The organism is Microvirga arvi, from assembly GCF_016892765.1.
Taxonomy (GTDB): Bacteria; Pseudomonadota; Alphaproteobacteria; order Rhizobiales; family Beijerinckiaceae; genus Microvirga; species Microvirga arvi.
The window spans coordinates 1-21,976 of record NZ_JAFEMD010000025.1 but is presented as its reverse complement, the minus strand read 5'-3'; the positions used below and the strand labels follow the sequence as shown (position 1 = coordinate 21,976).

At 64.0% G+C, this 21,976-nt stretch carries 21 protein-coding genes and 1 tRNA gene; 4 read left to right on the top strand and 18 right to left on the bottom strand.

Going from position 1 to position 21,976, the window contains the following annotated elements; genetic code table 11:
- Positions 1–363: 363 nt before the first annotated feature.
- The 15 genes from ILT44_RS16445 to sdhC form a co-directional block, all read right to left on the bottom strand.
- Positions 364–987: a thymidine kinase gene (locus ILT44_RS16445; RefSeq protein ID WP_204240688.1), complete on the bottom strand. Its 624-nt coding sequence runs from the start codon at positions 985–987 to the stop codon at positions 364–366.
- Positions 988–996: 9 nt separating this feature from the next.
- Complete coding sequence (gene lpdA / locus ILT44_RS16440) at positions 997–2,394, bottom strand: dihydrolipoyl dehydrogenase (protein ID WP_204240687.1); 1,398 nt, start codon at positions 2,392–2,394, stop codon at positions 997–999.
- 120 nt (positions 2,395–2,514) lie between these two features.
- On the bottom strand, positions 2,515–3,750 hold the full coding sequence (gene odhB / locus ILT44_RS16435; RefSeq protein ID WP_204240686.1) for a 2-oxoglutarate dehydrogenase complex dihydrolipoyllysine-residue succinyltransferase: 1,236 nt from the start codon (positions 3,748–3,750) through the stop codon (positions 2,515–2,517).
- A 28-nt stretch (positions 3,751–3,778) separates the two neighbouring features.
- Entirely contained in the window at positions 3,779–4,111 is a 333-nt protein-coding gene (locus ILT44_RS16430; RefSeq protein ID WP_204240685.1) for a YciI family protein, read from the bottom strand.
- Positions 4,112–4,123: 12 nt separating this feature from the next.
- Positions 4,124–7,084 carry a 2-oxoglutarate dehydrogenase E1 component gene (locus ILT44_RS16425; protein WP_204240684.1) on the bottom strand — a complete coding sequence of 987 codons (2,961 nt, stop codon included), beginning with the start codon at positions 7,082–7,084 and terminating at the stop codon, positions 4,124–4,126.
- A gap of 58 nt (positions 7,085–7,142) precedes the next feature.
- A complete protein-coding gene (gene sucD, locus ILT44_RS16420; RefSeq protein ID WP_204240683.1) occupies positions 7,143–8,030 on the bottom strand; it encodes a succinate--CoA ligase subunit alpha in 888 nt (295 codons plus the stop codon).
- Positions 8,031–8,042: 12 nt separating this feature from the next.
- Complete coding sequence (sucC, locus tag ILT44_RS16415; RefSeq protein WP_204240682.1) at positions 8,043–9,242, bottom strand: ADP-forming succinate--CoA ligase subunit beta; 1,200 nt, start codon at positions 9,240–9,242, stop codon at positions 8,043–8,045.
- 110 nt (positions 9,243–9,352) lie between these two features.
- A complete protein-coding gene (gene mdh, locus ILT44_RS16410; RefSeq protein WP_204240681.1) occupies positions 9,353–10,315 on the bottom strand; it encodes a malate dehydrogenase in 963 nt (320 codons plus the stop codon).
- A 236-nt stretch (positions 10,316–10,551) separates the two neighbouring features.
- Entirely contained in the window at positions 10,552–11,181 is a 630-nt protein-coding gene (locus ILT44_RS16405) for a TetR/AcrR family transcriptional regulator (RefSeq protein WP_204240680.1), read from the bottom strand.
- Positions 11,178–12,377 (bottom strand): cell division protein ZapE, encoded by a 1,200-nt coding sequence (gene zapE / locus ILT44_RS16400; protein WP_204240679.1) that lies wholly within the window; start codon positions 12,375–12,377, stop codon positions 11,178–11,180. Before zapE ends, ILT44_RS16405 begins: the two co-directional genes overlap by 4 nt.
- Before the next feature lie 402 nt (positions 12,378–12,779).
- Entirely contained in the window at positions 12,780–13,361 is a 582-nt protein-coding gene (locus ILT44_RS16395; RefSeq protein WP_204240678.1) for an AprI/Inh family metalloprotease inhibitor, read from the bottom strand.
- Positions 13,362–13,531: 170 nt separating this feature from the next.
- Positions 13,532–14,314, bottom strand: coding sequence for a succinate dehydrogenase iron-sulfur subunit (locus ILT44_RS16390; protein ID WP_204240677.1), 783 nt, complete (start codon positions 14,312–14,314; stop codon positions 13,532–13,534).
- A 16-nt stretch (positions 14,315–14,330) separates the two neighbouring features.
- The gene (gene sdhA / locus ILT44_RS16385; RefSeq protein WP_204240676.1) at positions 14,331–16,154 is read right to left on the bottom strand and encodes a succinate dehydrogenase flavoprotein subunit; all 1,824 of its coding nucleotides are present in this window, start codon (positions 16,152–16,154) and stop codon (positions 14,331–14,333) included.
- 11 nt (positions 16,155–16,165) lie between these two features.
- Positions 16,166–16,585 (bottom strand): succinate dehydrogenase, hydrophobic membrane anchor protein, encoded by a 420-nt coding sequence (sdhD, locus tag ILT44_RS16380; protein ID WP_204240675.1) that lies wholly within the window; start codon positions 16,583–16,585, stop codon positions 16,166–16,168.
- A 13-nt stretch (positions 16,586–16,598) separates the two neighbouring features.
- The gene (gene sdhC / locus ILT44_RS16375; RefSeq protein WP_204240674.1) at positions 16,599–16,994 is read right to left on the bottom strand and encodes a succinate dehydrogenase, cytochrome b556 subunit; all 396 of its coding nucleotides are present in this window, start codon (positions 16,992–16,994) and stop codon (positions 16,599–16,601) included.
- A gap of 202 nt (positions 16,995–17,196) precedes the next feature.
- Here sdhC and ILT44_RS16370 point away from each other — a divergent pair, with 202 nt between their 5' ends.
- Positions 17,197–18,084 (top strand): LysR family transcriptional regulator, encoded by an 888-nt coding sequence (locus ILT44_RS16370; RefSeq protein WP_204240673.1) that lies wholly within the window; start codon positions 17,197–17,199, stop codon positions 18,082–18,084.
- Between the two features lie 132 nt (positions 18,085–18,216).
- Entirely contained in the window at positions 18,217–18,885 is a 669-nt protein-coding gene (locus ILT44_RS16365) for a hypothetical protein (RefSeq protein ID WP_204240672.1), read from the top strand.
- 101 nt (positions 18,886–18,986) lie between these two features.
- On the opposite strand, the gene folD is transcribed toward ILT44_RS16365, so the two are convergent.
- The 3 genes from folD to ILT44_RS16350 are packed head-to-tail and all read right to left on the bottom strand — an operon-like array spanning position 18,987 to position 20,500.
- Complete coding sequence (gene folD, locus ILT44_RS16360; RefSeq protein WP_204240671.1) at positions 18,987–19,886, bottom strand: bifunctional methylenetetrahydrofolate dehydrogenase/methenyltetrahydrofolate cyclohydrolase FolD; 900 nt, start codon at positions 19,884–19,886, stop codon at positions 18,987–18,989.
- The gene (locus tag ILT44_RS16355) at positions 19,883–20,197 is read right to left on the bottom strand and encodes a DUF167 family protein (RefSeq protein ID WP_204240670.1); all 315 of its coding nucleotides are present in this window, start codon (positions 20,195–20,197) and stop codon (positions 19,883–19,885) included. Before ILT44_RS16355 ends, folD begins: the two co-directional genes overlap by 4 nt.
- 12 nt (positions 20,198–20,209) lie before the next feature.
- Positions 20,210–20,500, bottom strand: a complete 291-nt coding sequence (locus ILT44_RS16350) for a YggT family protein (protein WP_204240669.1) — start codon at positions 20,498–20,500, stop codon at positions 20,210–20,212.
- A gap of 181 nt (positions 20,501–20,681) precedes the next feature.
- On the opposite strand from ILT44_RS16350, the gene ILT44_RS16345 reads away from it, so the two are divergent.
- Positions 20,682–20,757, top strand: a tRNA-Ala gene (locus ILT44_RS16345).
- 110 nt (positions 20,758–20,867) lie between these two features.
- A complete protein-coding gene (locus ILT44_RS16340; RefSeq protein WP_204240668.1) occupies positions 20,868–21,860 on the top strand; it encodes a tyrosine-type recombinase/integrase in 993 nt (330 codons plus the stop codon).
- The last annotated feature ends 116 nt before the right edge of the window (positions 21,861–21,976 follow it).

Sequence of the window (21,976 nt, the reverse complement as noted above, 5' to 3'; positions counted from 1 at the left end):
CCAGGTCCCGGAGCGGGCGCCGCCGGGGCGGGAAACTGGCGATGGTTCGGTGGATTCGGTCCGGTTGGAATCCCCCCGCCGCCCGGGTAGCTGCACCTGCTTCCGCCGGTGATCCAATCGATTAGCGGGCCGACGATAGGGATTCGGCTCTGGCCTCCGGCAACGAGTTCCAATTCCCGATCCGTGAGAGGATAAAGTTTCGACATAACGCACCTTTAGCAACTTTATTGCATCGTCACGCTAGGTGGAGTCCCGTCCGAGTGACAAGAGGAATTTTCTCAAACGCCTCAAAATGCAACCCTCAAGCACATTCTGAAGCACGAATGCGGCACGACAGAACCAGTGATTGAAGCGTGAGAGCCTCTACTCCGCCGCTACCGGCTGGGCGAGCAGCTGCCGTGCGGCGGGGCCGATATCGCCGGCGGTCCAGTGCGGACGGCAGACGGAGACGTAGCGGCCTTCGCCGCCAATTTCGACGACCGGGCCGGAACGGACGGCCTCGCCGTTGCGGTCGTATTTCAGGATCATCGTGGCCTTGCGGCCGCAATGGCAGAGCTGCTTGATCTCCTGGAAATCCTGCGCCAGCGCCATCATCGCGATGATGGCATCGCTGAACAGCGTGCCGTAGACGTTGTTCTTCAGCCCATAGGCCATGACGGGCACGTTCAGCTCGTCGACGATCCAGGCGAGCTGACGGACTTGGTCGGCAGTCATGAACTGGACTTCATCGACCAGCACCACCGTGACCGGCGTCTTCGCATGCTCGGCCGCCACCATGGCGCCGATGTCGTCACTCTTCCTCAAGGGGATCGCATCGGCCTCAAGGCCGATGCGTGACTTCACCTTGCCGACGCCGAAGCGGTCATCGATCAGGCTGGTGAACAGCAGCACGTGGCCGCCGTTCTCGATGTAATTGTAGCGAACTTGCAGGAGATGGGTCGTCTTGCCTGCATTCATCACCGAGTAGATGAAGTGGAGCTTTGCCATGAGTCCATATTACATGTGAATGGCGCGCTTCTCCACCGCCAAAGCCGCTTCCTTCACAGCCTCCGCAAGCGTCGGGTGCGCATGGCAGGTGCGGGCCATGTCTTCCGACGAGGCGCCGAACTCCATGGCGATCGCAGCCTCGTGGATGAGGTTGCCGGCTTCCGCCCCGACGATATGGACGCCCAGCACCTTGTCGGTGGCGGCATCGGCCAGGATCTTCACGAAACCGTCCGTGGTGCGGTTCACCTTGGCGCGGCCATTGGCCGTGAAGGGGAACTTGCCGGAATTGTAGGCGATGCCTGCAGCGTTCAACTCCTCCTCCGTCTTGCCGACGGAGGCGACCTCCGGGAACGTGTAGACCACGCTCGGGATCACGTCGTAGTTCACATGGCCTGCCTTACCGGCGAGAATTTCCGCAACGGCAACGCCCTCGTCCTCGGCCTTATGGGCGAGCATGGGGCCTGCAATCACGTCGCCGATGGCATAAATGCCGGTGACGTTGGTGGAGAAATGCGCGTCGGTCAGGATCCGGCCACGATTGTCGAGCTGGACACCAACGTGGTCGAGACCAAGTCCTTGCGTGTAGGGCACACGACCGATGGCGACGAGCACCACATCGGCCTCGATGGTCTCCGCATTGCCGCCGGCGGCAGGCTCGAAGGTGAGCGTCACGCCGTTGCCCGTCTTCTCGACCTTGGTGACTTTGGATCCAAGCTTGAACTGGAAGCCCTGCTTGCCGAGGATGCGCTGGAAGTTCTTGGCGACCTCGCCATCCATGCCGGGCAGGATGCGGTCGAGATATTCCACCACCGTCACCTCGGAGCCGAGGCGGCGCCACACGGAGCCGAGCTCCAGGCCGATCACGCCGGCGCCGATCACCACGAGGCGCTTCGGCACGCTCTCCAGTTCCAGCGCACCGGTGGATGACACCACCACCTTCTCGTCGATCTCGATGCCGGGCAGGCGGGTCACGTCTGAACCAGTGGCGATGACGATGTTCTTCGTTTCGAGCACCTGGTTCGAGCCGTCCTCGCTCGTCACCTCGACCTGGCCCGGAGCGGCGATGCGCGCGGTGCCGATGAAGGCGTCGATCTTGTTCTTCTTGAGCAGGAATTCGACGCCCTTGGTGTTGCCGTCGACGCCCTCCTGCTTGAAAGCCAGCATCGTCTTGAGGTCGAGGGTCGGCGCGCTCACGCCGATGCCCATCTCCGCGAAATGCTGCGCATCCTGGAACATGTGCGAGGCGTGCAGGAGCGCCTTCGACGGAATGCAGCCGATATTGAGGCAGGTGCCGCCATGGGTCTTGCGCTTTTCCACCACCGCGGTCTTGAGGCCGAGCTGCGCGGCCCGGATGGCACAGACATAGCCGCCGGGGCCGGTGCCGATAACGACGAGATCGTAGGACATTGATTTACCCTCGCTTCGTCATCACCGGGCTCGTCCCGGTGATCCCGATACGGCGAAGCGCAGTGCCCCTCCGATCGAGATGGCCGGCACAAGGCCGGCCATGACAGGAATGTTGAAAACTTAGAGATCGAGCACGAGGCGCGCCGGATCCTCCAGGACCTCCTTGACCCGCACGAGGAAGGTCACGGCCTCCTTGCCGTCGACGATGCGGTGATCGTAGGAGAGCGCGAGATACATCATCGGGCGCACCACGACCTGGCCGTTGCGCACCACCGGACGGTCCTCGATGCGGTGCATACCGAGAATGCCCGATTGCGGCGCGTTGAGGATCGGCGTCGACATGAGCGAGCCGTAGATGCCGCCATTGGTGATGGTGAAGGTGCCGCCCTGCATCTCGTCGATGGAGAGCTTGCCGTCACGGGCGCGGCGGCCGAAATCGGAGATGCTCTTCTCGATGCCGGCGATGGAGAGCAGGTCCGCGTCGCGCACCACCGGAACAACGAGGCCCTTCTCGGTGCCGACCGCAATGCCGATGTGGTAGTAGTTCTTGTAAACTATGTCCTGGCCGTCGATCTCGGCGTTCACCGCCGGGACGTCCTTGAGCGCCTGGATCACCGCCTTGGTGAAGAAGCCCATGAAGCCGAGCTTGGTGCCGTGCTTCTTCTCGAACACGTCCTTGTACTGGCTGCGGAGCTGCATCACCGCGCTCATGTCCACGTCGTTGAACGTGGTGAGCATGGCGGCGGTGTTCTGGGCGTCCTTGAGGCGGCGCGCGATGGTCTGGCGCAGCTTGGTCATCTTCACGCGCTCTTCGCGCTCGGCATCGCTCGGCGCGGACGGCGCACGCACCTGAACCGGGGCAGCGGGAGCGGGAGCCTGGGCACCGCCCGTGGCGATGGCGGCGAGCATGTCGCCCTTCGTCACGCGGCCGTCCTTGCCGGAGCCTGCGACCTGGACCGGGCTCACGCCGCTCTCGGCGGCAAGACGGGCAACGGCCGGGCCGTGATCCTTGGCGGCGCCGGGAGCAGCGGCCGGAGCAGGCGCGGCGGCAGGAGCCGGAGCGGCTTTGGGAGCTTCAGCCTTGGGAGCGGCAGCCGGAGCGGAAGCGGCGGCAGTGCCGCCGTCGACGATGGAGCCGAGCACCGCACCGGGGCTTACCGTCTCGCCGTCCTTGGCGATGATGTCGCCCAGGGTGCCACTGGCCGGCGCATTGACCTCGAGGGTGACCTTGTCGGTCTCCAGCTCGAGCACGGGCTCATCGGCCTTCACGGGATCGCCGGGCTTCTTGAACCAGCGGCCGATGGTGGCCTCTGACACGGATTCGCCAAGAGTGGGTACGCGGATTTCGGTTGCCATGGTCCTAACTATCCCCGAAGGGCCTCTTTCAGTCGTTCGTTTGATCAGACCGCCCGGCCTGCGCCTCGCGCAGGATGACAGACGGCATCGGATGGATTTCGTAGGTAAAGCCACGACCTGATGCGACAGCCGGGTCGACGTCCCACAGGGCGCGAAGCTCCTCTTCCGTCTGATACTCGGCGATGCCGATTCCGAAGGGTCCTTTCGGATCGAGAACAGGGCCGAAGGCAATGGCTTTGCCCTGCTTGGCCTGAGCCCGCCAATGCTCGGCATGTCGCATCATCACATCGCGCTCATCGGGCGTGATGTCGAAGGGAAAGGTCGAACGCGGGGGCACGAGACGGCAGAAGAAGAGGGGCATATCTTACCTTTGTCAGCCCGCAAAGGCTTCGTCGAGGAAGGCCTGCAGCTGAATCTGATGCTTCGACATGAGGCCGGTTGCGGTGGCAGCGGAGGCGGGGCGGCCCACGTAGCGGGGACGATCGACCTTCGAGCCTGCCGTCTTGAGTACCCATTCGAGATAGGGCTCGACGAACATCCAGGAGCCCATGTTCTTGGGCTCTTCCTGGCACCACACCACGTCGGCCTTCTTGAAGCGGGCGATCTCGGCCGCGAGGGACTTTGCCGGGAACGGATAGAGCTGCTCGACCCGCAGCAGGTAGACATCGTCGATGCCCCGCTTCTCGCGCTCCTCGAGCAGGTCGTAATAGACCTTGCCCGTGCAGATCACCACGCGCCGGATCTTGTCGTCCTTCACCAGCTTGATGCCCTCGCGCCCGGCCTGAGCATCGTCCTGCAGGACGCGATGGAAGTACGTTCCCTCCGAGATGTCGGCGAGGGAGGACGTGCAGCGCTTGTGGCGCAGCAAGCTTTTCGGCGTCATCAGGATCAGGGGCTTGCGGAAGTCGCGCTTCAGCTGGCGGCGCAGGATGTGGAAGTAGTTCGACGGCGTCGAGCAGTAGCCCACCTGCATGTTGTCCTCGGCGCACATCTGCAGCCAGCGCTCGAGGCGGGCGGAGGAGTGCTCCGGTCCCTGTCCCTCGTAGCCGTGCGGCAGGAGGCAGACGAGGCCGGACATGCGCAGCCACTTGCGCTCGCCCGACGACACGAACTGGTCGAAGACCACCTGCGCGCCGTTGGCGAAGTCGCCGAACTGAGCCTCCCACAGGGTCAGCGAGTTCGGCTCGGAGAGCGTGTAGCCGTACTCGAAGCCGAGCACCGCCTCTTCCGAGAGCATCGAGTTGATGACCTCGAAACGGGCCTGATTCTCGGTGATGTGGTTGAGGTTGGTGTAGCGCTCCTCGTTCTCCTGGTCGGTCAGCACCGAATGGCGCTGCGAGAAGGTGCCGCGCTCCACATCCTGGCCGGAGAGGCGCACGCGGTGGCCTTCGAGCAGGAGCGAACCGAAGGCCAGAGCCTCTGCCATGGCCCAGTCGAAGCCCTCGCCGGTCTCCAGCATCTTCTTGCGGTTGTCGAGGAAGCGCTGGATCGTGCGGTGGAGGTGGAAGCCTTCCGGAACCGTGGTGAGCGCCTTGCCGATCTGCTGCAGGGTCTCGACCGAAACACCGGTCTGCCCGCGGCGCGGATCGTCCTGATCCTCGCGCACGGCCTTGAGGCCCGACCAACGACCGTCGAGCCAGTCGGCCTTGTTGGGCTTGTAGCTGCCTGCGATGTCGAATTCGGCGTCGAGCTTCGAACGCCAGCTCGACTTCATCTCCTCGACCTCGGCCTCGGTGACGACACCTTCGGTGACGAGCTTCTTGGAGTAGAGCTCCACGATGGCCGGATGCGACCGGATCTTGCGGTACATGAGCGGCTGGGTGAAGGCCGGCTCATCGCCCTCGTTATGACCGAAGCGGCGGTAGCAGAACATGTCGATGACGACGGGCTTCTGAAACTTCTGCCGGTACTCGGCCGCGACCTTTGCAGCGAAAACCACAGCCTCCGGATCGTCGCCGTTCACGTGGAAGATCGGCGCCTCGACCATCTTCGCCACGTCCGAGGGATAGGGCGAGGAGCGCGAGAAGCGCGGATCGGTGGTGAAGCCGATCTGGTTGTTGATGATGAAGGAGATCCATCCGCCTGTGCGGTGACCACGCAGGCCCGAGAGCCCGAAGCACTCCGCCACCACGCCCTGGCCGGCGAAGGCCGCGTCGCCGTGGATGAGGAGCGGCATGACGGCATTGCGATTTTCGGGCGTGCAGCCGTGCTGGTCCTGCTTGGCGCGCACCTTGCCGAGCACCACGGGATTGACGATCTCCAGATGCGACGGGTTCGCTGTCAGCGACAGGTGGACGTTGTTGCCATCAAATGTGCGGTCCGACGAGGCACCGAGATGGTACTTCACGTCGCCGGAGCCCTCCACGTCGTCGGGCGCGAAGGAGCCGCCCTTGAACTCGTGGAACAGCGCCCGGTGCGGCTTGCCCATGACCTGGGTCAGCACGTTGAGGCGGCCGCGATGGGCCATGCCGAGCACGATCTCCTTCACGCCGAGATTGCCGCCGCGTTTGATGATCTGCTCGAGCGCCGGAATGAGCGACTCACCGCCGTCGAGGCCGAAGCGCTTGGTGCCTGTGTAGCGCACGTCCAGGAACTTCTCGAAGCCCTCCGCCTCGATGAGCTTGTTGAGGATGGCGCGCTTGCCTTCGTTGGTGAAGGAGATCTCCTTGTCGGGACCTTCGATGCGCTCCTGGATCCAGGCCTTCTCGACCGGATCGGAGATGTGCATGAACTCGACGCCGAGCGTCTGGCAATAGGTGCGGTCGAGGATGGCGACGATTTCGCGGATCGTGCCGAATTCGAGGCCGAGCACGTTGTCGAGGAAGATCTTGCGGTCCCAATCAGCTTCCGTGAAGCCGTAATGGGACGGGTGCAGTTCCTGGTCGTTCGGGCGCGGGTTGATGTCGAGCGGATCGAGCTTGGCATGCAGGTGGCCGCGCACGCGATAGGCGCGGATCAGCATGATGGCGCGCACGGAGTCGCGGGTCGCCTGCTGCACGTCCGCCTGGCTGATCTCGGCGCCTTTGGTTTCAGCCTTCGCCTTGATCTTGTCGCCGACCGCCTTCTCGACCTGGGCCCAGTTGCCGTCGAGCGCGGAGACGAGGTCGCCATTGGCATGGATCGGCCAGTTCGCCTTCTCCCAGGACGGGCCCTTGGCCGCTTTCTCGACAGCCTGCTTGTCGTCCTTCAACGCGCCGAAGAAGGCCTGCCATTCGGCATCGACCGAAGAGGGATCCTGCTCGTAGCGGGCCTGAAGGTCCTCGATATAGGACGCGTTCGCCCCATAGAGGAAAGCGGTGTTGAGAAGCTTTTCGTTGGCGTCTTGGCGTGCCATGACAATACTCGATCCAAAATGACGACGGGCCGCCCCGGGTTCGGGGCGGCCTTATCGGTTACTTACCCTTGAGAACCTCGACGAGGGTCTTGCCGAGGCGGGCCGGCGACGGGGACACGCGGATGCCCGCGGCCTCCATGGCGGCGATCTTGTCTTCCGCACCGCCCTTGCCGCCGGAGATGATGGCGCCGGCATGGCCCATGCGGCGTCCGGGGGGCGCCGTGCGGCCGGCAATGAAGCCGACCATTGGTTTTTTACGGCCCTTTTTGGCTTCGTGGGCGATGAACTCGGCGGCCTCTTCCTCAGCAGAGCCGCCGATCTCGCCGATCATGACGATCGACTCGGTCTTCGGGTCGGAGAGGAACATGTCGAGCATCTCGATGAACTCGGTGCCCTTCACCGGATCGCCGCCGATGCCGACAGCCGTCGTCTGGCCGAGGCCTTCGTTGGTGGTCTGGAACACCGCCTCGTAGGTGAGCGTGCCGGAGCGCGACACGATGCCGACCGAGCCGGGCTTGAAGATGTTGGCTGGCATGATGCCGATCTTCGACTCGCCCGCTGTCACGATGCCGGGGCAGTTCGGGCCGATGAGGCGCGACTTCGAGCCTTCGAGCGCACGCTTCACGCGCACCATGTCGAGCACCGGGATGCCTTCGGTGATGCAGACGATGAGCGGGATCTCGGCTGAAATCGCCTCGCAGATGGCATCGGCCGCGCCCGGCGGCGGAACGTAGACCACCGAGGCGTCGGCGCCGGTCTTCTCGCGCGCTTCCATGACCGTGTCGAATACGGGCAGGCCGAGATGGGTGGAGCCGCCTTTGCCCGGCGAGGTGCCGCCGACCATCTTGGTGCCGTAGGCGATGGCCTGCTCGGAGTGGAAGGTCCCGTTCTTGCCGGTGAAGCCCTGGCAGATGACCTTGGTGTCTTTGGTGATGAGGATGGACATCAGCTGGAAACCTTACTTTCCGCCGCGCACGGCGTTCACGATCTTCTGGGCGGCGTCGTCGAGATCGTCCGCCGGGATCACGTTGAGGCCGGAATCGCGGATGATCTGCTTGCCCTCTTCCACGTTGGTGCCCTCGAGGCGCACCACCAGCGGAACCTGCAGGCCGACCGTCTTCACCGCCGCGATCACGCCGCGGGCGATGACGTCGCACTTCATGATGCCGCCGAAGATGTTGACGAGGATGCCTTTCACGTTCGGATCGGCCGTGATGATCTTGAACGCCGCCGTCACCTTCTCCTCGGACGCGCCGCCGCCGACATCCAAAAAGTTCGCCGGCTCTTCGCCGTAGAGCTTGATGATGTCGAGCGTCGCCATGGCGAGGCCAGCGCCGTTGACCATGCAGCCGATGGTGCCGTCGAGCGCGATATAGGCGAGGTCGTACTTGGAGGCCTCGATCTCCTTCTCGTCCTCTTCCGTGATGTCGCGGAGCTGCACCACGTCAGGGTGGCGATAAAGCGCATTGCCGTCGAAGGAGATCTTGGCGTCCAGGCACTTCAGGTGCCCGTCCTTGGTGACGATGAGCGGGTTGATCTCCAGCATCTCCATGTCCTTCGCGATGAAGGCCTTGTAGAGCTTTGCGACCACGTCCTCGGCTTCCTTGGCGAGCGGGCCGGTCAGGCCGAGCGCCTTGGCGACGGTGCGGCCGTGATGAGGCATCACGCCAGTCGCGGGATCGACCGAGAAGGTCAGGATCTTTTCAGGGGTGTCGTGGGCGACCTGCTCGATGTCCATGCCGCCTTCCGTCGAGACGACAAAGGCCACGCGACCGGTCTCGCGGTCGACGAGCATCGAGAGGTAGAATTCCTTCTCGATGTCGGAGCCGTCCTCGATATAGAGACGGTTGACCTGTTTGCCGGCTTCGCCGGTCTGGATCGTGACCAGCGTCTTGCCCAGCATCTGCTGCGCGAACTGCTTCACCTCGTCGACGGACTTGGCAAGGCGCACGCCGCCCTTCTCGCCGGCATCGGCTTCCTTGAACTTGCCCTTGCCGCGGCCGCCCGCATGGATCTGGGACTTCACGACCCAGAGCGGACCGCCGAGTTCCTTGGCAGCTGCTTCCGCCTCGTCGGCGGAGAAAATGGCCTTGCCGCGGGAGACGGGCAGACCGAACTCCTTCAGGACCGCCTTGCCTTGATATTCATGGATGTTCATCTGTTTTCCTCTCCGTCATGCCCGGGCTTGGCCCGGGCATCCACGTCTGTTGCGACGTGGCGGTTGAAGACGTGGATGGCCGCGACAAGTGCGGCCATGACGTAAATGGTTTAAGCGAGCGCCGAGTTGATCTGCTTGCAAGCGTCGATGAGGCCCTGCACCGAGGCGACCGATTTCTCGAACATGGCCTTCTCATCGGCCGAGAACGCGACCTCGACGATGCGCTCGACGCCGCTCTCGCCGATCACGATCGGCACGCCCACGAACATGTCCTTCACGCCATACTGGCCATTGAGATAGGCCGCGCAGGGCAGGACGCGCTTCTTGTCCTTGAGATAGCTCTCGGCCATCGCGATGGCGGAAGCGGCCGGAGCGTAGAAGGCGGAGCCGGTCTTGAGCAGGTTGACGATCTCGCCGCCGCCTTTGCGGGTGCGCTCGACCATGGCGTCGAGCTTCTCTTGGCTCGTCCAGCCCATCTTCACGAGGTCGGGCAGCGGGACGCCGGCCACCGTGGAATAGCGCACCAGCGGCACCATGTCGTCGCCGTGGCCGCCGAGCACAAAGGCGGTCACGTCCTCAACCGAGACGTTGAACTCCTCCGCGAGGAAGTGGCGGAAGCGGGCCGAGTCGAGCACGCCGGCCATGCCGACGATCTTCTCAGGCTTCAGGCCCGAAAACTTCTGCAGCGCCCAGACCATGGCGTCGAGGGGGTTGGTGATGCAGATGACGAAGGCGTCGGGAGCATATTGCTTGATGCCGTTGCCGACCGCTTCCATGACCTTCAGGTTGATGCCGATCAGGTCGTCGCGGCTCATGCCGGGCTTGCGCGGCACGCCGGCGGTGACGATGATCACATCGGCGCCTTCGATGGCGGCGTAATCGTTCGCGCCCTTATACTTGGCGTCGAACCCGTCGACCGGCGCGGATTCCGCAATGTCGAGACCTTTGCCCTGGGGAATGCCTTCCGCGATGTCGAAGAGAACGACGTCGCCGAGTTCCTTCAAGCCGACGAGATGGGCGAGCGTACCGCCGATCTGGCCTGCACCGATGAGCGCGATCTTTTTCCGGGCCATAGTGTGTCCTTGGGTTTTGCCTTGGATTGTTGGCATGAGCCTTTTTGAGGTGGCGCTGTATGACACCAGAAATGGGCCGCCATCAAGCGATCAAAAGGTTAATGGTCCCGGCATTCGACGCTGATAAAAGTCTTCTCAAGCTTAAGAATGTTGAAATACTTCGTGTTTACAGCAACTTGCATCGGTCGAAGCTATCCCGATTTTCCTGTTACATTTTTCTAAAATTGTAACTTTCCCTACACGCTCCCATTCGCGAGGGCCCTCAGGACCACCCGGATCATCGTGGCAAGACGCTGGTCGAGGATGTCCTGCGGCACCTCCGCATCAAGGCGGACGGTGAGCGGATTGATGAAGCGGTAGACCGCATCGCTGATGAAGGCATGAGCCTTCTCCCGGTCCCGGGGTTCGAACTTGCCCGTCACGATTCCCTCGTCCAGCACCCGCTCGATAAGCTGGCGCATGCGCGCCCGGTGCTTGCGGATGAGAGCGCGCGAGGTCTCGGTCGCCGTGCAATAGACATCGAAGAGGTGGCGATCCTCCTTCAAGAGGTCCCGGTGGACCCGTGCCCAGGCCTGGATCAGGCGCTCGAGCTTGTCGTCGGCCGGATCGGGGGAATCCGCGATGTCGGCGATGATCGCCTCCATCTGCCGCAGCCACTGGCCGGCGACCGCGTCGATAAGGGCTGCCTTGTTGGTGAAGTAGCGATAGACATTGGCATGGGTCATGCCGGCCGCATCGGCGATGCCGACTACGGTGATGTGCCTGGGCCCGAATTCCTTCAGCTGGTCGGCGGCAATGGCGAGGAGCCGGGTATCGGCCGGTGCGGCCTCCGCCCCTCTTCCCACACTGCCGGACAGTCGCTTCATGTTTCGGCAAGTCCCGTGGTGCTGCCGGAGGCCTCGGAGTCCGAGCGGCCATGCGGCAGGGACAGGTATTCCTCGGAGCGCATCTCGATGAGGCGCGAGACCGTGCGGTCGAACTCGAAGGCCTCGCGGCCCGTGTCGGCCTGATAGAGCTCCGGCACCTCCGCCTCGGCGGACGCGAGCAGCTTCACATGGGCATCATAGAGGGCGTCGATGAGCATGATGAAGCGCTTGGCCTCGTTGCGGTGCTCGAAGGTCATCGCCGGGATGTTTTCCAGGATGACCGTGTGGAACTCTTCGGCGACGGCCAGATAATCGGCGGCGCCCAAGGGTTTCGCGCACAGATTCTCGAAGGAGAAGCGCGCGACGCCGCCGGCAGCCTGAGGCACCTCCACCGGGTGGCCCTTCACCGTCAGGGTCACCGGCCTACCCTGCTCGCGACCGGTAAGGCTCTTGAAGGCCCGGGTCAGGGCCGCGTGGGAGAGCTCATTCGCCGGCGTGTAGAAGACGGGGCTGCCGGCGAGTTTTTCCAGCCGGAAATCCGTGCGGGATTCGAGCTTCACCACCGCCATCCGCTCCTGCAGCAGCGCGATGAACGGCAGGAAGAGGGAACGGTTGAGGCCACCCTCGTAGAGCCTGTCCGGCTCCACGTTGGAGGTCGCCACCACCACGACCCCGTGGGCGAAGAGGGCGGTGAACAGGCGGCCGAGGATCATCGCATCGGCGATGTCGGTGACGGTGAACTCGTCGAAGCAGAGCACCCAGGCCTCGTCGGCCAGAGCCTCCGCCACCGGGGCGATGGGGTCGTCGCCGGAAACCTCGCCGGCTTTCAGCTTCTGCCGGTAGGCGTGGATGCGCTCGTGCACGTCCGATAGGAAGGCATGGAAATGGACCCGCCGCTTGCGCCTGACGGGCAGCGCCTCGAAGAACAGGTCCATCAGCATGGTCTTGCCGCGCCCGACCGAGCCCCAGACATAGAGGCCTTTAGGCGGCGCATGGTCCTTGTTCTTCTTGCCGAAGAGCCAGCCGAGCGCGCTGGGCTTGCGGGCCAAGCGGTGGGAGCCGAGGGCCTCGGCCAGGGCCTCGAGCCGCTTGAGAAGCGCCACCTGCGCCGGATCGCGCTCGATGGCGCCCGACGCGACCAGGGCGCCGTAGCGGGCCGTGATGGAATGAGGCGGGGAGAATGGGGTGTCGTTCACGGGATGATCGATACCGCTCCGAGGCGTTGAGCGCAAACGTCTTCAGGCAGGATGAATAAAAGCTTCGCACGCGCTCTTCCCTCCCCCTTGCGGGGAGGGGTAGGGGTGGGGGTGGTTTGACAGGAGGAAACCTGAAACCAACATGACGCTTCTCCCTCTCCCGGGCGGGAGAGGGTTGGGGTGAGGGCAGGACAGTGCCGGAGGAGGCGCAACGGAGTCCGTGTTGCGGCGGAGGCGACAGTGCCAAGCTGGTTAAACCCCACACCCTCACCCCTGCCCCTCTCCCGAACGGGAGAGGGGATGCGTTGTTAGAGCCTCATGCTATCTGGATCATTCACATAGCCCCGACTTTCCGACCCCCACCCTCAATCCCTATCTCCACAAAGGAAGGGGACCGCGCGATCAACGCGAGAGGGAGAGCGGCGCACCGGACTTGGTGAGAACGCCGCTGAGCGAGGCAGACGAGCCGCGCAGGCGCGCCGCGACGGCACCGCCGGTCTGGTAGAGATAGACCTCTCCGTCGCGATAATCCCAGGCATTGACCTTGGACAGATCCTGGTTGGAGCAGCCGGAGGCCGAGGCCCGGTAGAGATCGAGCGCAGGCGAGCTTGAGAGCTGGATGCGGCAGCTGCCGCCCGATGTCTGAACGCTCCAGGCACCGACCATCGCCGTGCGGCTCGATGGGGCCGCGGCGGGCGCAGGCGCCGCGACCGTCGGGGGCGGCGGAGCAGGCGGCAGGCCTGCGATGTCGGTGCCTCCCGCCGGCGGCGCCATGGGGTCGGAGGCGAGCGGCGCACCGGCGACCGGAGGCAGCGGAGCCGCTTCTATCGGCCCGGACGGCACCGCCTCGACGGGCGGCGCCTCAACGATGGGCGCAGCATTCGCACTGCGGACCGGCGCATTTCCCAGGCGGGTCGAGGAACAGGCGCCGAGCGCGAGAGCAGAGCACATCACGGCAGTTATCGGCCAGAGGGATTTCGTCATCAACGTCCTCGCATGCAGGGCCGTCCGTTCTGGACGGTCGTTCGTTCAGCCCAGGCTACGGGGAGGAATATGAACCTAGACCAACAATGTTCCGGCTTCGACATATGGGATGGCGCTCCACAAAAAAAGGCGCCCGCGGCGCCTTTTGATGAAAGTGTTGCGAGGGCGCCTCAAATCGCCCGCGCAATCATCATCTTCTTGACCTCGGCGATGGCCTTGGCCGGGTTCAGGCCCTTGGGGCAGGTATTGGCGCAGTTCATGATCGTGTGGCAGCGGTAGAGCCGGAACGGATCGTGCAGGTTGTCGAGACGCTCCCCGGTGGATTCGTCGCGGCTGTCGATGAGCCAGCGATAGGCCTGCAGGAGAGCGGCCGGGCCGAGGAACCGGTCGCCGTTCCACCAGTAGCTCGGGCACGAGGTGGTGCAGCAGGCGCACAGAATGCACTCGTAGAGGCCGTCGAGCTTGGAGCGCTCCTCCGGGGTCTGGCGCCACTCGGTCTCAGGCTCCGCCGTCTGCGTCTGGAGCCAGGGCTCGATGGCTGCGTGCTGGGCGAAGAAGTTGGTGAGATCCGGCACCAGATCCTTCAGCACCGGCATGTGCGGCAGCGGATAGATCTTGATGGTGTCGGACCCGCAATCGTCGATGCCGAGCGTGCATGCGAGCGTGTTGCCGCCCATGATGTTCATGGCGCAGGAGCCGCAGATGCCCTCGCGGCAGGAACGGCGGAAGACCAGGGTCGAGTCGACGTTGTTCTTGATCCACAAAAGCGCGTCGAGAACCATCGGGCCGCAATCGTCGCGGTCGACATAATAGGTGTCGATGCGCGGGTTCTGCCCATCGTCCGGGTTCCAGCGGTAGATGCGGAACGCCTGAAGGTTCGCCCCATTGGCCGGCTTCGGCCAGGTCTTGCCTTCGGTGTACTGAGAGTTCTTGGGAAGCGTGAACTGAGCCATCGTTTTTCCGTCTTCCTTAGTACACGCGAGCCTTCGGCTCGATGTACTGGATGTCGTTCGACATGGTGTAGGTGTGCACCGGGCGGTAATCGAGGGTCACCTTGTGCGAGGTGTCGTCGAGCCAGGCGAGCGTGTGCTTCATCCAGTTCTTGTCGTCGCGCTCGGAAAAATCCTCGCGGGCATGCGCGCCGCGGGATTCCTGGCGGTTCGCTGCACCCTCCATGGTCACGACCGCCTGTCCGATCAGGTTGTCGAACTCCAGCGTCTCGAGGAGGTCGGTGTTCCAGATCAGCGAACGGTCCGTGACCTTGATGTCGGCGGCTCCGTTCCAGACCTGGTGGATGAGCTGCCGGCCCTCCTCCAGCACCTCGCCGGTGCGGAACACCGCGCAGTTGTTCTGCATGGTCTTCTGCATCTGCAGGCGCAGCTCAGCGGTCGAGGTCGAGCCGTTGGCATAGCGGAACTTGTCGAGGCGCGAGAGGGAGAGTTCATCGGCGCTCTTGGGCAGATCCGCATGGCGGGCGTTCGGCTCCAGGATCTCGGCGCAGCGCAGGCCGGCCGCACGGCCGAACACCACGAGGTCGATGAGCGAGTTGGAGCCGAGGCGGTTGGCGCCGTGCACGGACACGCAAGCCGCTTCGCCGAGCGCCATCAGGCCCGGCACCACCGTGTCCGGGTTGCCGTTCTTCAGGGTCAGCACTTCGCCGTGATAGTTCGTCGGGATGCCGCCCATGTTGTAATGCACGGTCGGCAGGACCGGAATCGGCTCCTTCGTGACATCGACGCCCGCGAAGATCTTCGCGCTCTCCGAGATGCCGGGCAGGCGCTCGTGCAGGATCTTCGGGTCGAGGTGATCGAGATGGAGATAGATGTGGTCCTTGTTTTTGCCGACGCCGCGGCCGGCGCGGATCTCCATGGTCATCGCGCGCGAGACCACATCGCGGGAGGCGAGGTCCTTGGCGGAGGGCGCATAGCGCTCCATGAAGCGCTCGCCTTCCGAGTTCGTCAGATAGCCGCCCTCGCCGCGCGCGCCTTCCGTGATGAGGCAGCCCGAGCCGTAGATGCCGGTCGGGTGGAACTGCACGAACTCCATGTCCTGCAGCGGCAGGCCGGCGCGCAGCACCATGGCGTTGCCGTCGCCGGTGCAGGTATGGGCCGAGGTTGCCGAGAAGTACGCGCGTCCATAGCCGCCGGTGGCGAGGATCGTCATATGGGCCCGGAAGCGGTGGATCTCGCCGGTGGACTGGTTCAGGGCCACGACGCCGATGCAGCGGCCATCGGAATCCATCATCAGGTCGAGGGCGAAATACTCGATGAAGAAGTTGGTCTGGTTGCGCACCGCCTGCCCGTAGAGGGTATGCAGGATCGCATGGCCCGTGCGGTCGGCGGCAGCGCAGGTGCGCTGCGCGGTGCCCTTGCCGAAATCGGTGGTCATGCCGCCGAAGGGACGCTGGTAGATCTTGCCCTCGCTCGTGCGGGAGAACGGCACGCCCCAATGCTCCAGCTCATAGACGGCGGCGGGCGCGTTGCGCACGAGGTACTCGATCGCGTCCTGGTCGCCGAGCCAGTCCGAGCCCTTGACGGTGTCGTACATATGCCAGCGCCAATCGTCCGGCCCCATGTTGCCGAGCGAGGCGGAAATGCCGCCCTGGGCTGCGACCGTATGCGAGCGGGTCGGGAACACCTTGGTGATGCAGGCTGTGCGAAGGCCGGCTTGGCTACAGCCGACGGTGGCGCGAAGGCCCGCGCCGCCCGCGCCCACGACCACCACGTCGAAGGTGTGGTCGACAATGTTGTAGGCCTTGCCGTTGATGGCTGCGCCGTTCGTTGCTTGAGCCATGAGAGAATTCCTTAAACCAGGATGCGGCCGAGGCTGACCTTGAGGATGGCGTAGAGGCAGGCCACCGCGATGATCACCGCGTAGAAGTTGTTCGCGATCACGGCCGCGATCTTGTAGCCCTTCTCGTGGACGTAGTCCTCTATGACGATCTGCATGCCGAGCCGCATGTGGTTCGTCACCGAGATGACCGCGAGGATCAGGATGATTGCGACGAGTGGATGCGAGATGATGGCGATGGCCTCCTGATAGGAGGGCGAGCCCGCGAGCGCCGCCACGATGATCACGAAGGCGATGATGAGGGGCACGTTCGATACCGCCGTCATGCGGTGGATCCACCAATGCTCGACCCCGTGCCCGGAGGCGCCGAGGCCCTTCACGCGGGCGAGCGGGGTGCGCATGGAAACGCGGGTGTCAGCCCTGTTGTCGGCCATGGTCCGGTCTCCTCTAGAAAACGATGAAGGCGACGACCCAGATCGCCAGCGTGAGCGCGATCGAGCCGACGAGGGTGAAGCGGGCCATATTGATGCGCTGGACCGCCTCCATGCCGTAGCCGAAATCCCAGACCAGATGGCGCACGCCACCCAGCATGTGGTGCATGAGGATCCAGGTGTAGCCGAAGAGGATCAGGTAGCCGAGGGGCGAGCCGAAGAACCATTGCGCGGAATCGAAGGCTTCAGGGCCGGAGGCCAGGGCCACGAGCCAGATCGCGAACAGCGCGATGCCGCCGTAGAGCGCGATGCCCGTGAGACGGTGGACGACGGACATCGCCATCGTCCAGCTCCACTTGTAGACCTGAAGATGCGGGGACAAGGGCCTCGGGGCCACTTTCGCCTCAGCCATGGGGTTCACTCCTGATCAGCGACGCCGGGTCGCGTGTCGTTTGGAACGGTTCGTATCGAATGCGCGGCAACACCGCAATGCGCCTTCCGCCCAATCGGATGACAGAGGGGCGTACTTCGTCAGCCGCGAAGATTGCCCAGGCTCGCCTATCGCGCAATCTTTAATTATTCTTATCTACCTTCGCCAAAGACGAAGGAAACCTATGCAATTCGATCTGACGGATTTGAGCCTGTTCCGCCATGTGGTCGAGGCGGGCAGCATCACCCACGGGGCGGAACGGGCTCACCTGGCGCTGGCCGCCGCCAGTACCCGCATCCGCAACATGGAGAAGTCCCTCGGTGCTCCCCTCCTCCTGCGCACCCGCGCCGGCGTGACCCCAACCCCGGCAGGGCGGACCCTGCTCCAGCATGCCCGGACCCTGCTGGCCCAGGCCGAGCGCCTGCGGGAGGATCTAGGCTCCTATACCGGTGGCCTCACGGGACAGATCCGGATCCTCTCCAACACCAATGCCTTGACCGAGTTCCTGCCCGAGGCGCTGAGCGCGTTTCTCGCCGGGCACCCGCAGGTCTCCATCGACCTGGAGGAGCGGCTGAGCGACGAGATCGTGGGGCTGATCGCGGAGGGCGTGGGCGACATCGGCATCGTGGCCGGCACGGTCGATACGGGCCAGCTCGAGACTTATCCGTTCCGCAGCGACCGCTTCGTGCTGGTGGTGCCGAAGGATCACCTGCTTGCCTCGCGGCCCGGCATCTCCTTCGCCGAGGTGCTGGAGCACGATTTCGTCGGTCTCGACCGGGCGAGCGCCCTCCAGCGCTTCCTCGCCGGCAAGGCGACGCGCATCGGCAAGCCCATTCGCCTGCGGGTGCAGCTGCGCAGCTTCGACGCCGTCTGCCGCATGGTCGAGGCGGGTGTGGGCCTCGGCATCGTGCCCGAGACCACCGCCCGGCGGGCCGCCCGCACCATGGCGATCGGGACCGTGGAGCTGGAGGATCCCTGGGCCGCCCGCGACCTCACCCTGTGCATCCGCTCCCTGAAGGACCTTGCCCCCTCGGCGCGGCAGCTGGTGGAGCATCTGCGGCAGGGCGCATGAGATCTCCGGCGGAATCCTGGCCACGAAGGCCAACGGCCCTGCTCTCACATCGCCGTGATGAGGGAATGATTACCCTCCCGGAACTGTCTGTCTTGAGCGAGGATGAGCCAAGATTCCATCAAGGAGGGAATAATGCGCAGGACGGACGGCATAACGCTTATGGTTTCCATCGGGCTTCTTGCCCTGGCTTCCGCCGGAACGGCTCAGGCCCAGACGGCCTCGGCCGACACCACCTTCTTCGTCACCAGCGTCGGGTCGGGCAAGGGCGCGGATCTCGGTGGCCTCGACGGCGCGGACCGGCATTGCGAGACCCTTGCGGAGGCCGCCGGCATTCGCGGCAAGATGTGGCGCGCCTATCTCTCGACCCAAGGCGCGACGGCCGTCAACGCCAAGGACCGCATCGGCCGCGGCCCATGGCAGAACGCCAAGGGCGCAGTCATCGCCAAGGACGTGGCGGACTTGCACGGACCCAACAACAATCTCACCAAGCAGACCGCGCTCACCGAGAAGGGCGAGTTGGTGAAAGGTCGCGGCGACCAGCCGAACCAGCACGACATCCTCACCGGCTCGCAGCCTGACGGCACGGCTTTCGCCGGCAATGAGGACATGACCTGCGGCAATTGGATGAAGGGCGGCGCCGAAGGTGCGGCCATGACGGGACACCATGACCGCATGGGCCTGGACGAGTCGCCGCCGGCCAAATCCTGGAATTCCTCACACGCGACTCGCGGCGGGTGCAGCCAGGACGCTTTGCGGAGCACGGGCGGCGCAGGGCTATTCTACTGCTTCGCGGCCAACTGATCAGCGCATCGTGCGGACCCAGCGGGCCGCACCGAACGATGCGCCGCTCAAGAAGCATCGAATTGGATCCCAAAAGTGGCGTCCGCTTTTGGGTCCGATACTCAGGCGAAATCCACCGCCGGCATCGCGAGGCCGCGCCGCATGCATGCGGCCTCGAGCGTGTTGCGCAGGAGGCAGGCGATGGTCATGGGGCCGACGCCGCCGGGAACCGGCGTGATGGCCGACGCGACCTGGGCCGCCTCGGCAGTGGCCACGTCGCCGACCACCCGGGTCTTGCCCTCGCCGGCGGCAGGGTTCGGCACCCGGTTGATGCCCACGTCGATCACAATGGCGCCGGGCTTGATCCAGTCGCCGCGCACCATCTCGGGTCTCCCGACAGCGGCGACGAGGAGGTCCGCGCCCCGGCAGACTTGCCGAAGATCGCGGGTTCTGGAATGGGCCACGGTCACCGTGCAGCTCTGCGCGATGAGGAGCTGCGCCATCGGCTTGCCGACGATGTTGGAGCGCCCGACCACCACCGCGTTGAGGCCGGAGAGATCGCGGCGCACCGACTGCGCCAGCAGCAGGCAGCCTAAGGGCGTGCAGGAGACGAGGCCGGGGACGCCGGTCATGAGGCGGCCGGCATTGATCGGGTGGAAGCCGTCGACGTCCTTCAACGGATCGATGGCCTCGATGACCTTCTGCGCATCGATCTGCTTCGGCAGCGGCAGCTGTACCAGGATGCCGTCCACCGCCGGATCGGCATTGAGCCGGGCGACGAGATCGAGCAGTTCCGCCTCGCTGGTGGAGGCGGGCAGCACATGCTCGAAGGAGTTCATGCCGACCTCGACGGTCTGGCGCGCCTTGTTCTTCACGTAGAGCTGGCTCGCCGGATCCTCGCCGACGATCACCACCGCGAGGCCGGGCGTCACGCCCTCGTCCGCCAGGATTCCCACGGCTCCGGCGATGCGGGCGCGCAGGCCTTGCGCATAGGCTTTTCCGTCGATGATCGTCGCGCTCATGGGTCTCGTCCTGTCAGGGCTGCGAGGGCTGCGGCCAGCGCCTCCCCCTCGCCCGAGATCACAAAGGTCTTCAGCCGGGCGGTGGCGCCCGCCTCGAGGCTCACCGCCGAGGCCGGAACCTTGAGCGCCTTGGCCAGAAGCCGCCGGACGCCTTCGTTCGCCGCTCCGTCCTCCGGCACGGCCCTGACCCGGACCTTCAGCACCGGCCTGCCGTCCGACAGGGTCTCGACCCCGTCGATAGCATCCCTCCCGCCCCGGGGCGTGACGCGGACCCGGACCTCGAGGCCGTCCGGGCGGATCCGCCAGGGCATGGCCCGTCGCCCTTAGAACGCGATAGGCATCAGGTAGTCGATGATCAGGTTCTGAATGAAAATGATTAGCAGGATCAGGATGATGGGCGAGATATCGACCCCGCCGAGATTGGGCAGGATGTTCCGGATCGGCCGCAGCACCGGCTCGGTCACCGCATCGAGGAAATTCCAGACCGAGCGGACGAAATCGTTGCGGGTGTTGATCACGTTGAAGGCCACGAGCCAGCTCAGGATCGCCGAGGCGATGATGAGATAGGTATAGAGCTGCAGGGCCAGCAGAATGACATTGAGAAGCGCGCGCATGGAAAACCTGTCAGGGATGGGCGTTGCTCATGTAGCGTTTGAAGCGGGGCTGAACAACCCATAAGGTTCCGTTCGCCTCGTCTTCCCCTGTCGAAGGCCCCCAGAACGCCTCACCGGCCCGATTGACAGACCAAAGCCGGGAAGCCTAAAACTTGCGCCACTTGGCTCGATTCAATCGGCCGGGGCTGTAGCTCAGATGGGAGAGCGCTGCAATCGCACTGCAGAGGTCAGGGGTTCGATTCCCCTCAGCTCCACCAAGTCCTAAGATGCTGAATTGGCTCGACTTTCAGCTCTGCGACTAGGGCACTCCCAACAGCCAGACAAGCCAATCCGTCACAGCGTTGTCACAGCTAGACGGAAAACGATAATGGCGACCATCCGCAAGCGCGGCTCTTCCTGGCAAGCTCAAGTCCGGCGAGAAGGCTACCCTCCCCTATCAAAGACGTTCCCTTCCAAGGCTGACGCAGCAGCGTGGGCAAGGGATCAGGAACGAGCTATTGACCGTGCAGAACTTCCGACCACTGCCCGTGCTTTGAAGGGAATAACCGTGGGCGACCTGCTACGCCGATACAGGGAAGCAATAACCCCAACCAAGCGCGGAGCGGAACCTGAGAAATATAGGATCAAGACCATCCTAGCTCATGCCGTCGCTCAGGTATCTCTCAATAGGCTATCCCCTGCGGCGGTTGCTCAATACCGCGATGACCGACTTAAGGTCGTCAAACCAGGAACGGTTAGGCGGGAGCTTGCAATCGTTCAACACTGCTTCGAGATTGCTAAGAAGGAATGGGGTCTGCCACTCCTCACCAATCCTGTTCAGCAGATCGCAATGCCGGAGGCCCAGAGGTCACGTGAACGGCGATTGGAAGAAGGAGAGACTAATGCTCTAGTATCAGCCGCCTCAGCATCGAATTGGTATCTCCTCCCCTTCATCGCCCTCGCCATTGAAACAGGGATGAGGCGCGGTGAACTCCTGTCGATCCGGTGGAAGGACGTAGACCTGACTGCTCCGACCGTCCGCATCCTTAAGACTAAGAACGGCCATCCTCGGACGATCCCGCTCACGCCCAAGGCTATCGAGGTATTGACTTCATTGGATAGGAAGGATGAGCGGGTCTTCCCGGTTACGCCCAATGCTGTGCGTCTTGCCTGGGAGAGGCTGAGACGTAGGGCTGGCTTGGAAGACCTGAGGCTACATGACCTCAGGCACGAAGCCGTATCCCGGTTCTTCGAGTATGGCCTAACCGTTCCTGAGGTGGCTTTGATCAGCGGTCATCGTGATCCTCGGATGTTGAGCACATATACTCACCTGAGGCCGGAGAAGGTGGCTGAGAAGCTGGCTAAGGCGACAGTCGGCTAAATATTAAAAGAGCCTGATAGGTGGGGTCCGTCAGGCTCAAGTGAAGTAGTTTGGACTTAATCTGACAGACGGTGTCGTTAAGCTGAGGCATGAGCCGAGGCCGGGCGCGGAGTGGA